Origin of the sequence: Cellulomonas telluris (assembly GCF_004886325.1) — a bacterium.
GTDB classification, from domain to species: domain Bacteria; phylum Actinomycetota; class Actinomycetes; order Actinomycetales; family Cellulomonadaceae; genus Cellulomonas; species Cellulomonas telluris.
Genome location: NZ_QXFN01000005.1, coordinates 1 through 13,652, shown reverse-complemented (window position 1 = coordinate 13,652; position 13,652 = coordinate 1). Strand labels below are relative to the sequence as shown.

The window sequence follows — 13,652 nt, the reverse complement described above, 5'->3', positions numbered from 1 at the left end:
CGCGCGGGACGACGGTCAGCAGGTGCCGTCGGCGCAGACCTCGCCGGCGGGGACGGTGGCGAGCGGGTTCGCCTCGCGCCATCCCGTCTCCAGCAGCTGCGCGAACACCTCGACCGGCTGGGCCCCGGACACGCCGTACCTGCGGTCGAGGACGAAGAACGGCACTCCGGTCACCCCCAGGGCGCGCGCCTCGGCGATGTCGGCACGGACGGCCTCGGCCTCGTCGTCACCCGCCAGCGCGGCGGCCACGCGGCCGGCGTCCCAGCCGTGCTGGGCGAACCCGACCTGCTCCGCCACCGTCACGAGCGCCCCCTCGGCGCCGAGGTCCACGCCCTGCTCGAAGTGCGCGGAGAACAGTGCCTCCATGGTGGCGTCGGCGAGCGCGGCACCGCCGACGCGGGCGGCCAGGTGCAGCAGCCGGTGCGCGTCGAAGGTGTTGAACGCGAGCGTGCGGTCGAAGTCGTAGCGCAGGCCGTCGGTCGCGGCGACGGCGGTCACGTGCGCGAACATCTGCCGGACCTGTGCGGGGTCCAGGCCCTTCATCTGCGCGAGCGCCTCGACCTCGGGCCGCCCCGGCCCCGTGGGCGTCTCCGGGGAGAGCTGGTAGGAGCGCCACACGACCTCGACGTGCTCGCGGTGCGCGAACCGCTCGAGCGCGGCCGCGAACCGGCGCTTGCCGATGAAGCACCAGGGGCAGGCCACGTCCGACCAGACCTCGACGCGGACGGTGCGCGTGGGGGCGGGCAGCGGGGTGAACGGGGTCGTGGAGGTCACGGGAGCAGCAGCACCTTTCCGGTGGTCGCGCGCCCCTCGAGGGCGCGGTGGGCCTCGGCCGCGTCGGCGAGGGGAAACGTGGCGCCGACGCGCACGTCGAGCGCACCGGCGACGGCGGGCTCGGCGACCTCGCGCCAGCGCCACGCCCGCTCGTCGGCGGTCAGGGTGTGGTGGGCGAGCGTGGGCCGGGTCACGAACAGCGACCCGGCCGCGTTGAGCCGCTGCAGGTCGACGGGCGGCACCTGCCCCGAGGACCCGCCGAACAGCACCAGCGTCCCCCGGGTGCGCAGCGAGGCGAGGGACGCGTCGAACGTGTCCTTGCCGACCGAGTCGTAGACGACGTGCACGCCGCGCCCACCGGTGAGGTCGCGCACCAGCGCGGGCAGCTCGGCGGTGAGGTCGGAGAGCTCCCGGTACCGGATCACGTCGGCGGCCCCGGCGGCGCGCGCGAGGGCCTCCTTCTCGGCGGACCCGACCGTCGCGATCACACGGGCGCCGCGGGCGGCGGCGAGCTGGGTCAGCAGCAGCCCGACGCCGCCGGCGGCGGCGTGCAGCAGCACGTCGTGCCCGCGCCCGAGCGGGAACGTCGACGCGGACAGGTAGTGCGCCGTCATGCCCTGGAGCGGCAGCCCGGCGGCGGTGCGGTCGTCGAGGCCGGGCGGGACGACGAGCGCGGACCGCTCCGGCACGGCGACGAGCTCGGCGTAGGAGCCGGGGACGTCCGCCCACGCGACGTGGTCGCCGGGCGCGAGCGTCGTCACGTCCGGGCCGACGGCGACGACCTCGCCCGCCCCCTCGGACCCGACCACGTGCGGGTAGGGCATGGGGTAGGTCCCTGTGCGACGGTAGGTGTCGATGAAGTTGACACCCGCCGCGGCCACGCGGACGAGCACCTCGTCGGCCCCAGGCTCGGGGTCGGGGACGTCGGTCGGCTCGAGGACCTCGGGTCCGCCCGCGCGGGCGGCGACGACGGCGCGCATGCCGGTGCCAACCGGCTCGCCTGCGAGACTGTTCCCGCAGGTCGCCGTGGAATGCGTTGGTATCTTTGTGCAGCCCACTGTATGTTCATGCACATGACGTTCTCCGTGGCGGTCGCCGGCGCCAGCGGGTACGCGGGTGGTGAGATCCTCCGCCTGCTGCTCGACCACCCCGAGGCGCGCATCGGCACGCTCACGGCGCACAGCAACGCGGGCACGCCGCTGGGCGACCACCACCCCCACCTGCTCGACCTCGCCGACCGGGTCCTGGAGCCGACGACCGCGCAGGCGCTCGCCGGGCACGACGTGGTCGTCCTCGCGCTGCCGCACGGCGCGAGCGGCGCCGTCGCCGCCGAGCTCGAGGCCCTGGGGGAGGACCCGGTGGTGCTCGACCTCGGGGCGGACCACAGGCTCGTCGACGCCGCCGACTGGGAGGCGTACTACGGCAGCCCGCACGCCGGCACGTGGACCTACGGCCTGCCGGAGCTCGTCGTCGCCGAGACGCTGACCCGCCAGCGCGACCGGCTCGCGGGCGCCCGCCGCATCGCCGTCCCGGGCTGCAACGTCACCGCCGTCACCCTGGGTCTGCAGCCGGGCGTCGCGGCCGGCCTGCTCGACACCACCGACCTCGTCGCGGTCCTCGCCGTCGGCTACTCGGGCGCGGGCAAGTCGCTCAAGCCGCACCTGCTCGCGTCCGAGGCGCTCGGCGCGGCGGTGCCGTACGCGGTCGGCGGGACGCACCGGCACATCCCGGAGATCGCCCAGAACCTGCGCAGCGCGGGCGCCACGGACGTGCGCACGTCGTTCACGCCCGTGCTCGTGCCGACGTCGCGGGGCATCCTCGCGACCGCCACGGCACGCCTCGCCCCGGGCGTCGACGCCTCCGACGACGAGCTGCGCGCGGTGTGGCGCGCCGCGTACGCCGACGAGCCGTTCGTCCACGTGCTGCCCGACGGCCGCTGGCCCACGACCGCGGCGACGACCGGCGCCAACACCGCGCTCGTGCAGGTCGCGCTCGACGCCCGCGCCGGACGCGTCGTGACCGTCACCGCGATCGACAACCTCGTCAAGGGCACCGCCGGTGGCGCGGTGCAGTCCCTCAACCTCGCGCTCGGCCTGCCCGAGACGCTCGGCCTCCCGCGGAACGGAGTCGCCCCGTGACCGACCACCTCGGCCCTGCCCTCGAGGGCACCTCGCCCGGCACGTCGCCCGGGGTGACGGCCGCCGCCGGCTTCCGCGCCTCGGGCGTGACCGCCGGGCTGAAGGCCTCCGGCAAGCCGGACCTCGCGCTCGTCGTCAACGACGGGCCGCGGCAGGTCGGTGCGGCGGTCTTCACCACGAACCGCGTGGTCGGCGCGCCCGTGCTGTGGTCGCGCCAGGCGGTGTCCGACGGGGTGGTGTCGGCCGTCGTGCTGAACTCCGGCGGTGCCAACGTCGGCACCGGTCCGCGCGGCTTCCAGGACGCGCACGCGACCGCCGAGAAGGTCGCGGACGCGCTCGGCATCTCGGCGGGCGACGTGGTCGTCTGCTCGACCGGCCTGATCGGCGTGCCCCTCGCGAGCGACAAGCTGTTCGCCGGCATCGGCCCCGCCGTCGCGGCGCTCACGGACGCGACGGGCCCGGAGGCGGCCACGGCGATCATGACCACGGACAGCGTGCCGAAGACCGCGCACGTGCGCGTCGAGACGCCCCACGGCGCGTTCACCGTCGGCGGCATGGCGAAGGGCGCGGGCATGCTCGCGCCGGCGATGGCGACGATGCTCTCGGTGCTCACCACGGACGCCGACGTCGACGCCGCCACCGCGGACGCGGCGCTGCGGGCCGCGACGGGCGCCACCTTCGACCGCGTCGACTCCGACGGCTGCATGTCGACCTCGGACACCGTGACGCTCATGGTGTCGGGTGCGAGCGGCGTGACCCCGGCCCCGGACGTCTTCGCGGACGCCGTGCGGCGCGTGTGCGCGTCGCTGGCGCGCCAGCTCGTGGCGGACGCGGAGGGGGCCTCGCACGACATCGCCGTGCACGTGCACGGCGCGACCACCGAGGCGGCGGCCGTGGCCGTGGCCCGCGCGGTCACCCGCTCGAACCTGTTCAAGGCGGCGATGTTCGGCAACGACCCGAACTGGGGCCGGATCATCGCGCAGGTCGGCACCGTGCCCGAGGAGATCGCGCCGTTCGACCCGTCGACGCTCGACGTGACGATCAACGGCCTGCAGATCTGCCGCGCGGGAGGCGCGCACGAGGACCCGGCACAGCTGGACCTCGCGGCGGCGCGCGAGATCCACGTCGAGGTCGACCTGCACGCGGGCGACGCGTCGGCGACCGTGTGGACCAACGACCTCACGCACGACTACGTCCACGAGAACAGCGCCTACTCGACATGAGCGACACGAGCGACACGAGCCCCGGGCTGCCCCCGGTCCCGGAGGACTTCTACTTCGACACCCGCACCGACCTGCGCCCGGACCAGAAGGCGGAGGTCCTCATCCAGGCGCTGCCGTGGCTGGAGCAGTTCTCCGGCGCCCTCGTCGTCGTGAAGTACGGCGGCAACGCGATGGTCGACGAGACCCTCAAGCGCGCGTTCGCCGAGGACATGGTCTTCCTGCGCCGGGTCGGTCTGCGTCCCGTCGTCGTGCACGGCGGCGGGCCGCAGATCAACGCGATGCTCGACCGGCTCGGCATCGAGAGCGAGTTCCGGGGCGGCCTGCGGGTGACGACGCCGGAGGCCATGGAGGTCGTCCGGATGGTCCTGACGGGCCAGGTGTCGCGCGAGCTCGTCGGCCTGCTCAACGCGCACGGACCGCACGCCGTCGGGCTGTCCGGTGAGGACGGCGGGCTGTTCCAGGCGCGTCGGCGCACCGCGGTCGTCGACGGGCAGGAGGTCGACGTCGGGCTGGTGGGGGACGTCGTCCAGGTGAACCCCGGCGCCGTCCTCGACCTGCTCGACTCCGGCCGCATCCCCGTCGTGTCGACCGTCGCGCCCGACATCGAGGACCCGACGCAGGTGCTCAACGTCAACGCCGACACCGCTGCCGCGGCGCTGGCGGTCGCGCTCGGTGCCCGCAAGCTCATCGTGCTCACCGACGTCGAGGGCCTGTACACCGACTGGCCGGACCGCGAGAGCCTGGTGCGCCGCATCCGCGCCGCCGACCTGGCCGCGCTGCTGCCCCGGCTCGACGCCGGCATGCGGCCCAAGATGGAGGCCTGCTGGCGGGCCGTGGAGGGCGGGGTCCCGCGCGCCCACGTCATCGACGGCCGGCAGGCCCACTCGATCCTCGTCGAGGTCTTCACCTCCGACGGCGTCGGGACGATGGTGCTGCCCGACGTCGACCCGGCCGACAACCCCTCCACGGTCCCCGTGCCCCGGGTCCGTGCCGCCCAGGAGGACCGCCCGTGACCGACCCCACCGTCCCCGTCGTGCCGACCGCGGCCCCGTCGGCGCCGCGCCACCGGGCGGACGCCCCGGACGACGCCCTCCCCATGCCGGCGGCGGCCGGATCGGTGGCCGAGTGGACCGACCGGTACACGCACGCGCTCATGGACACGTTCGGGCCGCCGCAGCGCGTGCTCGTCCGCGGCGAGGGCCCGTACGTGTGGGACGCCGACGGCAAGCGGTACCTCGACCTGCTCGGCGGCATCGCCGTCAACGCGCTCGGCCACGCGCACCCGACGCTGACGGCCGCGATCAGCGCCCAGCTCGGCACGCTCGGCCACGTCTCGAACTTCTTCGCCAGCCCGACGCAGATCGCGCTCGCGGAGCGCCTGCTCGCGCTCGCCGGTGCGCCGGAGGGGTCGCGCGTCTTCCTGACCAACTCCGGGACGGAGGCGAACGAGGCCGCGTTCAAGCTGCTGCGCCGCCACTCCGACGGGCGCCGTCCGCGCGTGCTCGCGCTCGAGGGCGGGTTCCACGGGCGCTCGATGGGCGCGCTCGCGCTGACGCACAAGGCCGCCTACCGCGAGCCGTTCGAGCCGCTGCCCGGCGGGGTGGAGTTCCTGCCGTTCGGCGACACGGCCGCGCTCGAGGCCGCGTTCGCCGACGGCGGCGACGAGGTGGCCGGGCTCGTGCTCGAGCCCGTGCAGGGCGAGGCGGGCGTGCGCCCGCTGCCGCCGGGCTACCTCGCGCTCGCCCGCGAGCTGACCTCCCGCCACGGCGCGCTGCTCGTGCTCGACGAGGTGCAGACCGGCATGGGGCGCACCGGGCAGTGGTTCGCCCACCAGCACCCGCACCTCGGCGGGGGCGTCGTCCCGGACGCCGTCACGGTGGCGAAGGGCCTCGGCGGCGGGTTCCCCGTGGGCGCGCTCCTCGCGTTCGGCCCCGACGTGGCGTCGCTGCTCGGACGCGGCCAGCACGGCACGACGTTCGGCGGCAACCCCGTCGCGGCCGCCGCGGCGCTCGCCACCATCGGTGTGATCGAGCGCGACGGTCTCCTCGCGCACGTCACCGGTCTCGGCGAGCGGCTGCGCGAGCGCCTCGCGGGCACGGGCAACCCGCTCGTGCGCGAGGTGCGCGGCGAGGGGCTGCTCATCGCCGTCGAGCTCGCCGCGCCGGTCGCCGCGCGCGTCGCCGCCGACGCCCTCGAGGCCGGGATCGTCGTCAACCCGTGCACGCCGACGACGCTGCGCATCGCACCGCCGTACGTCCTGACCGACGAGCAGGCCCAGCCGTTCGTCGACCTCGTCGCCGCGCTGCCGGCCGACCTGGCCGAGGAGGCCCGCCCGTGACCCGCCACTTCCTGCGCGACGACGACCTGGACCCGCAGGAGCAGGCAGACGTCCTCGAGCTCGCCCTGGCGTTCCGCGACGACCGGTTCATCCGCACGCCGCTGGCCGGCCCCCGGTCCGTGGCCGTGATCTTCGACAAGCCGACCCTGCGCACGCAGGTCAGCTTCATGACCGGCATCGCCGAGCTCGGCGGGTTCCCGCTCACCGTGGACGGCACGCTCGCCCGCATCGGCCTGCGCGAGTCCATCGCCGACACGGCGCGGGTGCTCGGCCGCCAGGTCGCGGCCGTCGTGTGGCGCACGCACGCCCAGACGCGGCTGGAGGAGATGGCCGCGCTCGCGGGCGTCCCCGTCGTGAACGCGCTGACGGACGAGTTCCACCCGTGCCAGGTGCTCGCGGACCTCATGACGGTCGCGCAGCACCGCGGCGGCGTGGCTGCTCTGCCCGGGACGACGCTGGCCTACGTCGGCGACGGCGCGAACAACATGGCGCACTCCTACCTGCTGGGCGGCGCGACCGCGGGCCTGCACGTGCGGGTCGGCACGCCGGCCGACGCCCTGCCCGACCCGGCGGTCGTCGCGGCGGCGCAGGCCGTGGCTGCACGGACGGGCGGGTCGGTCGCGGTCCTGCACGACCGCGACGCGGCGGTGGCGGGCGCCGACGTGGTCGCCACGGACACCTGGGTGTCGATGGGCCAGGAGGACGAGGCGGGGGAGCGCGCGGACCGGTTCCTCGCGTTCCGGCTGGACGGCGACGCGCTCGCGCTCGCCGCCCCCGGCGCGCTCGTCCTGCACTGCCTGCCCGCGTACCGCGGCAAGGAGATCACCTCCGAGGTGCTCGACGGCTCGCAGTCGGTGGTGTGGGACGAGGCGGAGAACCGGCTGCACGCCCAGAAGGCGCTGCTGACGTTCCTGCTGGAGCAGCGGTGAGCACGGGCGCGATCCCCTCGACGAAGGCGGCGCGGCACGCGCTCATCACGAACCTGCTGTCGCGGGGGTCGGTGCACTCGCAGGGCGAGCTCGCCGAGCTGCTCGCGGACGAGGGCGTGCACGTCACGCAGGCGACGCTGTCGCGCGACCTCGTCGAGCTGCGCGCGGTGAAGATCCGGACGCCGTCCGGCGCGCTCGCGTACGCCGTGCCGCAGGAGGGCGGCGACCGCACACCCGCGACCACCGACACCGAGATGCTCGCCGCCCGGTTGGCGCGGCTGTGCGCGGAGCTGCTGGTCACCGCGGAGGCGTCCGGGAACCTCGTCGTCCTGCGCACGCCGCCGGGCGCGGCCCAGTTCCTCGCGTCGGCGATCGACCACTCGGTGCTGCCGCACGTGCTCGGCACGATCGCCGGGGACGACACCGTCCTCGTGATCGCGCGCGCCGCCGACGGCGGCGAGGCCGTCGCTGCCCGCTTCCTCGCGCTCGCCGGCGAGGGGTGAGACGGGTTATGCATACGTCCGCGTAAGCATGTATGTTCATGCACGCAGACGTTGCTGAGAACGGAGAGAACCTGACATGACCGATCGCGTCGTCCTCGCGTACTCCGGGGGGCTGGACACCTCGGTGGGTATCGGCTGGATCGCCGAGGCCACCGGCGCCGAGGTGATCGCCGTCGCGGTCGACGTCGGTCAGGGCGGGGAGGACCTCGAGGTCATCCGCCGCCGTGCGCTCGACTGCGGCGCCGTCGAGGCGTACGTCGCCGACGCCCGCGACGAGTTCGCCACCGAGTACTGCATGCCGGCGCTCAAGGCGAACGGCCTGTACCTCGACCGGTACCCGCTCGTCTCGGCGCTCTCGCGACCGGTCATCGTCAAGCACCTCGTGCGCGCCGCCCGCCAGTTCGGCGCGACGACGGTCGCCCACGGCTGCACCGGCAAGGGCAACGACCAGGTCCGCTTCGAGGTCGGCATCACCTCGCTCGCGCCGGACCTCACGTGCCTGGCGCCCGTCCGCGACCTCGCCCTCACCCGGGACAAGGCGATCGACTTCGCCGAGAAGCACCAGCTGCCGATCGAGACGACGAAGCACAACCCGTTCTCGATCGACCAGAACGTCTGGGGCCGCGCGGTCGAGACCGGGTTCCTCGAGGACATCTGGAACGGCCCGACCAAGGACGTCTACACCTACACGGACGACCCGACGTTCCCGCCGGTCGCGGACGAGGTCGTCATCACGTTCGAGCAGGGCGTGCCGGTCGCGCTCGACGGCGTCCCCGTGACGCCGCTGCAGGCGATCCAGGAGATGAACCGCCGCGCGGGCGCCCAGGGCGTCGGCCGGATCGACATCGTCGAGGACCGCCTCGTCGGCATCAAGTCGCGCGAGGTCTACGAGGCGCCGGGCGCGATCGCGCTCATCGCCGCCCACCAGGAGCTCGAGAACGTGACGGTCGAGCGCGAGCAGGCCCGCTTCAAGCGCGGCGTGGAGCAGCGCTGGACCGAGCTCGTGTACGACGGCCAGTGGTTCAGCCCGCTCAAGCGCTCGCTCGACGTCTTCGTCGAGGACACGCAGCGCTACGTCTCCGGCGACGTGCGCCTCGTGCTGCACGGCGGCCGCGCCACCGTCTCCGGCCGCCGCTCGGACGCGAGCCTCTACGACTTCAACCTCGCCACCTACGACACCGGCGACACGTTCGACCAGTCGGCGGCGAAGGGCTTCATCGAGATCTACGGCCTGAGCTCGAAGCTGGCCGCGGCGCGCGACGTCAAGTTCGGCAACGCGCCCGACCTCGGCAACCAGGGCGGCATCGCGCGTGCCTGAGCAGAACGCACCGGCGGGCGGTGAGGGCCCGCTCGCGCTGTGGGGCGGACGCTTCGCGTCCGGGCCGGCGGCGGCCCTCACCGAGCTGTCGCGCTCGACCCACTTCGACTGGCGGCTGGCCGACGACGACATCACCGGCTCGGTCGCGCACGCGCACGTCCTGCACGCCGCCGGCCTGCTGACCGACGACGAGGTGGCCGGCATGGAGGACGCCCTCGAGCGCCTGCGTGCCGACGTCGCGTCCGGGGCCTTCGCGCCGACGCCCGACGACGAGGACGTGCACACGGCCCTCGAGCGCGGGCTCATCGAGCGCGCGGGCACCGAGCTGGGCGGCAAGCTGCGCGCGGGCCGGTCGCGCAACGACCAGATCGCCACGCTGGTGCGCATGTACCTGCGCCGGCAGGCGCGCGTGCTGTCCGGCATGGTGCTCGACGTCGTCGACGCGCTCGTCGCGCAGGCCGAGGCCGCCGGCGACGCACCGGTGCCGGGTCGCACGCACCTGCAGCACGCGCAGCCGGTGCTGCTCGCGCACCACCTGCTGGCGCACGCGTGGCCGCTGCTGCGCGACGTCGAGCGCTGGGCCGACTGGGACCGCCGCGCCGCGGTGTCGCCGTACGGGTCCGGGGCGCTGGCCGGCTCGTCGCTCGGCCTCGACCCCGCCGCGGTGGCCGCCGAGCTGGGCTTCGACGGGCCCGTCGAGAACTCGATCGACGGCACGGCGTCCCGGGACGTCGTCGCGGAGTTCGCGTTCGTCGCCGCCATGGTCGCGGTCGACCTCTCGAGGCTCGCCGAGGAGGTCGTCCTGTGGGCGACCAAGGAGTTCGGCTTCGTCCGCCTGCACGACGCGTACTCGACCGGGTCGAGCATCATGCCGCAGAAGAAGAACCCGGACGTGGCCGAGCTCGCCCGCGGCAAGGCCGGCCGCCTCGTCGGGGACCTCACCGGTCTGCTGACGACGCTCAAGGGCCTGCCGCTCGCCTACAACCGCGACCTGCAAGAGGACAAGGAGCCGGTCTTCGACCAGGTCGACCAGCTCACGGTGCTGCTGCCGGCGTTCGCCGGGATGGTCGCGACGCTCACGTTCGACACCGAGCGCATGGCGGCGCTCGCGCCGCAGGGCTTCTCGCTCGCCACGGACGTCGCCGAGTGGCTCGTGCGCGAGGGCGTGCCGTTCCGCGTGGCGCACGAGGTCGCGGGTGCGTGCGTGCGGGCGTGCGAGGAGCACGAGCCGCCGCTCGAGCTCTGGGACCTCACGGACGAGCAGCTGCAGGCGATCTCGCCGCACCTGACGCCGGGCGTCCGGTCCGTGCTGTCGGTCGAGGGCTCGCTCGCGTCGCGGTCCGCCCACGGCGGCACCGCGCCGGTGCGCGTCGCCGAGCAGCTCGAGCGCGCGCGGGCCCTGGCCGGGCGGCTGCGGGCGACCCGCACGTCCTGATGACGCATCCGGCCGACGCCGCCGCGGTCGTCGACCTGCTCGCCGACCGCGCGCTCGCCGGGCCGCGCCGCCTCGGGCCGGTCCGGCTGGTCTGCATCGACGGGCCCGCCGGGTCGGGCAAGACCACGACCGCCGGGCGTCTCGCCGCCCGGGTGGGTGAGCGGGGGCCGACGGCCGCCGTGCTCCACCTCGACGACCTGTACGCCGGGTGGCGCGGGCTCGAGGGCTCGCTCTGGCCGCGCCTGTCCGCGCAGGTGCTGGAGCCGCTGCGCCGCGGCCGCCCCGGCCGGTACCAGCGGTTCGACTGGCCCGCGGACCGGTTCGACGACTGGGTCGACCTGCCCGTCCCGGACGTCCTCGTGCTCGAGGGGTGCGGGTCGGCGCGCCGCGCCGCCGACGCCGTCGCCACGCTGCGGGTCTGGGTGGAGGGTCCCCGCGACCTGCGCCTGCGGCGCGGGCTCGAGCGCGACGGCGAGGCGGCCCGCCCGCACTGGCTCACTTGGATGGCGGACGAGGAGGCGCACTTCGCGCGCGAGGGCACCCGCGGACGCGCCGACGTCCGTCTCGACGCCTTTGGCATGATGACGGCGTGACGAACGAGCCCGAGGCCGCACCCGCGGACGTGCCGCCGGTGGGCGGCGTCGTCGGGCTCGGCCCCGTGCCCGCGCGCACCTGGTACGCGCGCGACGTGCTGCAGGTGGCCCGCGACCTGCTCGGCGGCTACGTGACCACGCACGCGCCGGAGGGCACGGTCACGGTGCGCCTGACCGAGGTGGAGGCCTACGGCGGCGAAGACGACCCCGGCTCCCACGCGTACCGCGGGCGGACACCGCGCAACGCGGCGATGTTCGCCGAGCCCGGCCGGCTGTACGTCTACCGGCACATGGGCCTGCACCACTGCGTCAACGTCGTCACCCAGCCCGCCGGGCGCGCGTCGGCCGTGCTGCTGCGTGCCGGCGAGGTGGTCGAGGGCGCCGAGCTGGCCTGGTCGCGCCGCGAGCGCTCCGGGGTGGTCGACAGCGCGCGCCAGCTCGCGCGCGGTCCCGCCCGGCTCGCGGTGTGCCTCGGCCTGGACCTGGGCGCGAACGGCTGCGACGTCACGGAGCCCGGTGGTGCGGTCGTCGTCCGCCGCCGCGACGCGGGCACGGTCCTGTCCGCCGTCGCGACCGGACCGCGCGTGGGCGTCTCGGGGCCGGGCGGCGACGGTGGCGTCCACCCGTGGCGGATGTGGCTGACGAACGAGCCGACCGTGTCGGCGTACCGGCCCGCGTATCGGTCGCCGACGTCGGCAGACGCCCCCCGCGGGGCGACGGCGTCGGCCTGAGCGGTGCCCGCGCACCGCCCCCGGACCACCCGACCGCACGACCACGACCCCGGGCGCCGCGCGGCGCCCGCGAGGAGGAGACAGACGTGAGCAGCATCCTCGACGAGCTCGAGTGGCGAGGGCTCGTCGCCCAGACGACCGACCGCGACGCGCTGGCCCAGGCGCTGGCCGACGGGCCCGTCACCTTCTACACCGGCTTCGACCCGACCGCGCCGAGCCTGCACCACGGCCACCTCGTGCAGCTCGTGCTCATGCGCCACCTGCAGCTGGCGGGCCACCGTCCGCTCGCCCTCGTCGGAGGCGCGACCGGGCTCATCGGCGACCCGCGCATGTCCGGGGAGCGCGTGCTCAACACCCCCGAGACGGTCGCGGAGTGGGTCGGACGCCTGCGCGCGCAGATCGAGCGCTTCCTCGACTTCGAGGGCCCGGACGCCGCGGTGATGGTCAACAACCTCGACTGGACCGGCGGCCTCTCGGCCATCGACTTCCTGCGGGACGTCGGCAAGCACTACCGGCTCGGCACGATGCTCGCGAAGGACACGGTCGCGCGCCGGCTCGCGAGCGAGGAGGGCATCTCTTTCACGGAGTTCAGCTACCAGATCCTGCAGGGCCTGGACTACCGCGAGCTGTTCCGCCGCCACGGCTGCACGCTGCAGACGGGGGGCAACGACCAGTGGGGCAACCTGCTGTCCGGCGTCGACCTCATCCGCAAGACGGAGCGGACGGCCGTGCACGCGCTGACGACGCCGTTGATCACCAAGGCGGACGGGACGAAGTTCGGCAAGTCCGAGGGCGGCGCCGTGTGGCTCGCGCCCGACATGATGACGCCGTACGCCTTCTACCAGTTCTGGCTCAACACGGACGACGCCGACGTGGTGCGCTACCTCAAGGTGTTCACCTTCCGCACCCGCGAGGAGATCGCCGAGCTGGAGGCGGCCGTCGAGGCGCGGCCCGCCGCCCGCGAGGCGCAGCGGACGCTCGCGTACGACGTGACGGCGCTCGTCCACGGCGCCCGGGCGACCGACGCCGTCGTCGCCGCGAGCCAGGCGCTGTTCGGGCGCGGGTCCCTCGAGGACCTGGACGCGGCGACGCTCGAGGCCGCCGTCGCGGAGCTGCCGACGGCCCGGGGTGCGGCCGGCGACCCCGTCGTCGACCTGCTCGCGGCGACCGGTGTCGTGGCGAGCAAGGCCGCGGCGCGCCGCGCCATCGCGGAGGGCGGCGCGTCGGTGAACAACGTGCGCGTGACCGACGAGGACGCGGTCCTCACCGCCGACGACCTCCTGCACGGGCGGTGGGCCCTGCTGCGGCGGGGCAAGCGCACGCTCGCCGTGGTCGACGCCGGCGCCTGACGACGGGCCCGGTGCCCGTCCCCGGGCGGGGACGGGCACCGGGGCGGGTCCGCGCCCGCCCGGGCCGCGGCGGCGACGGGGAGCCGTCGCCGCTCGGTCGCGCGGGACGACAGCGGACGGCCTCGTCCTCGCGAGGGGAGCCCACGCGGTCGCCCGGCCGGTGACCGCGACCACGGTGCCTCGGCGGGAATGGCGGCGCCGGCCCCGCCGTTGCACAGGGAGCGCGCGGAGGCCTGTGCAACCCGCGGGCCGTGGTGACCACGGTCACCGCCCGGAGGGTTTGCGCGCAGGGCTCCGGCCGCGTAATGTTCTCTAGGCCCG

The 13,652-nt window shown here is 75.2% G+C and carries 13 protein-coding genes; 11 read left to right on the top strand and 2 right to left on the bottom strand.

Annotated features, from left to right (window positions below; translation table 11 throughout):
• Positions 1-15: 15 nt before the first annotated feature.
• Together FB586_RS15685 and FB586_RS15680 are read right to left on the bottom strand one after the other, a co-directional pair.
• Entirely contained in the window at positions 16-774 is a 759-nt protein-coding gene (locus tag FB586_RS15685) for a DsbA family oxidoreductase (protein WP_136520297.1), read from the bottom strand.
• Entirely contained in the window at positions 771-1,754 is a 984-nt protein-coding gene (locus FB586_RS15680) for a quinone oxidoreductase family protein (RefSeq protein ID WP_136520296.1), read from the bottom strand. The genes FB586_RS15685 and FB586_RS15680 overlap by 4 nt, the downstream gene beginning before the upstream one ends.
• 93 nt (positions 1,755-1,847) lie before the next feature.
• Here FB586_RS15680 and argC point away from each other — a divergent pair, with 93 nt between their 5' ends.
• The 11 genes from argC (at position 1,848) to tyrS (ending at position 13,331) form a co-directional block, all read left to right on the top strand.
• Entirely contained in the window at positions 1,848-2,912 is a 1,065-nt protein-coding gene (gene argC, locus FB586_RS15675) for an N-acetyl-gamma-glutamyl-phosphate reductase (RefSeq protein WP_222928383.1), read from the top strand.
• Complete coding sequence (gene argJ, locus FB586_RS15670; RefSeq protein ID WP_136520294.1) at positions 2,909-4,135, top strand: bifunctional glutamate N-acetyltransferase/amino-acid acetyltransferase ArgJ; 1,227 nt, start codon at positions 2,909-2,911, stop codon at positions 4,133-4,135. Before argC ends, argJ begins: the two co-directional genes overlap by 4 nt.
• Positions 4,132-5,148, top strand: a complete 1,017-nt coding sequence (gene argB / locus FB586_RS15665; RefSeq protein WP_136520293.1) for an acetylglutamate kinase — start codon at positions 4,132-4,134, stop codon at positions 5,146-5,148. Before argJ ends, argB begins: the two co-directional genes overlap by 4 nt.
• Before the next feature lie 83 nt (positions 5,149-5,231).
• A complete protein-coding gene (locus FB586_RS15660) occupies positions 5,232-6,473 on the top strand; it encodes an acetylornithine transaminase (protein ID WP_136520765.1) in 1,242 nt (413 codons plus the stop codon).
• Positions 6,470-7,402 (top strand): ornithine carbamoyltransferase, encoded by a 933-nt coding sequence (gene argF / locus FB586_RS15655; protein ID WP_136520292.1) that lies wholly within the window; start codon positions 6,470-6,472, stop codon positions 7,400-7,402. The genes FB586_RS15660 and argF overlap by 4 nt, the downstream gene beginning before the upstream one ends.
• Positions 7,399-7,905 (top strand): arginine repressor, encoded by a 507-nt coding sequence (locus tag FB586_RS15650; RefSeq protein WP_136520291.1) that lies wholly within the window; start codon positions 7,399-7,401, stop codon positions 7,903-7,905. The genes argF and FB586_RS15650 overlap by 4 nt, the downstream gene beginning before the upstream one ends.
• A gap of 76 nt (positions 7,906-7,981) precedes the next feature.
• Positions 7,982-9,223 (top strand): argininosuccinate synthase, encoded by a 1,242-nt coding sequence (locus FB586_RS15645; RefSeq protein WP_136520290.1) that lies wholly within the window; start codon positions 7,982-7,984, stop codon positions 9,221-9,223.
• Positions 9,216-10,658, top strand: coding sequence for an argininosuccinate lyase (gene argH, locus FB586_RS15640; RefSeq protein WP_136520289.1), 1,443 nt, complete (start codon positions 9,216-9,218; stop codon positions 10,656-10,658). Before FB586_RS15645 ends, argH begins: the two co-directional genes overlap by 8 nt.
• A complete protein-coding gene (locus tag FB586_RS15635; protein ID WP_136520288.1) occupies positions 10,658-11,251 on the top strand; it encodes a nucleoside/nucleotide kinase family protein in 594 nt (197 codons plus the stop codon). Before argH ends, FB586_RS15635 begins: the two co-directional genes overlap by 1 nt.
• Entirely contained in the window at positions 11,248-11,982 is a 735-nt protein-coding gene (locus tag FB586_RS15630) for a DNA-3-methyladenine glycosylase (protein WP_370741092.1), read from the top strand. The genes FB586_RS15635 and FB586_RS15630 overlap by 4 nt, the downstream gene beginning before the upstream one ends.
• 86 nt (positions 11,983-12,068) lie before the next feature.
• A complete protein-coding gene (gene tyrS / locus FB586_RS15625; protein WP_136520287.1) occupies positions 12,069-13,331 on the top strand; it encodes a tyrosine--tRNA ligase in 1,263 nt (420 codons plus the stop codon).
• The last annotated feature ends 321 nt before the right edge of the window (positions 13,332-13,652 follow it).

What these genes read in the sequence shown, in the direction of transcription:
- FB586_RS15680 (WP_136520296.1), bottom strand. Translation starts at nt 1,754, where the DNA reads ATGCGCGCCGTCGTCGCCGCCCGCGCGGGCGGACCCGAGGTCCTCGAG.
- argC (WP_222928383.1), top strand. Translation starts at nt 1,848, where the DNA reads ATGACGTTCTCCGTGGCGGTCGCCGGCGCCAGCGGGTACGCGGGTGGT.
- argB (WP_136520293.1), top strand. Translation starts at nt 4,132, where the DNA reads ATGAGCGACACGAGCGACACGAGCCCCGGGCTGCCCCCGGTCCCGGAG.
- FB586_RS15660 (WP_136520765.1), top strand. Translation starts at nt 5,232, where the DNA reads ATGCCGGCGGCGGCCGGATCGGTGGCCGAGTGGACCGACCGGTACACG.
- FB586_RS15645 (WP_136520290.1), top strand. Translation starts at nt 7,982, where the DNA reads ATGACCGATCGCGTCGTCCTCGCGTACTCCGGGGGGCTGGACACCTCG.
- FB586_RS15635 (WP_136520288.1), top strand. Translation starts at nt 10,658, where the DNA reads ATGACGCATCCGGCCGACGCCGCCGCGGTCGTCGACCTGCTCGCCGAC.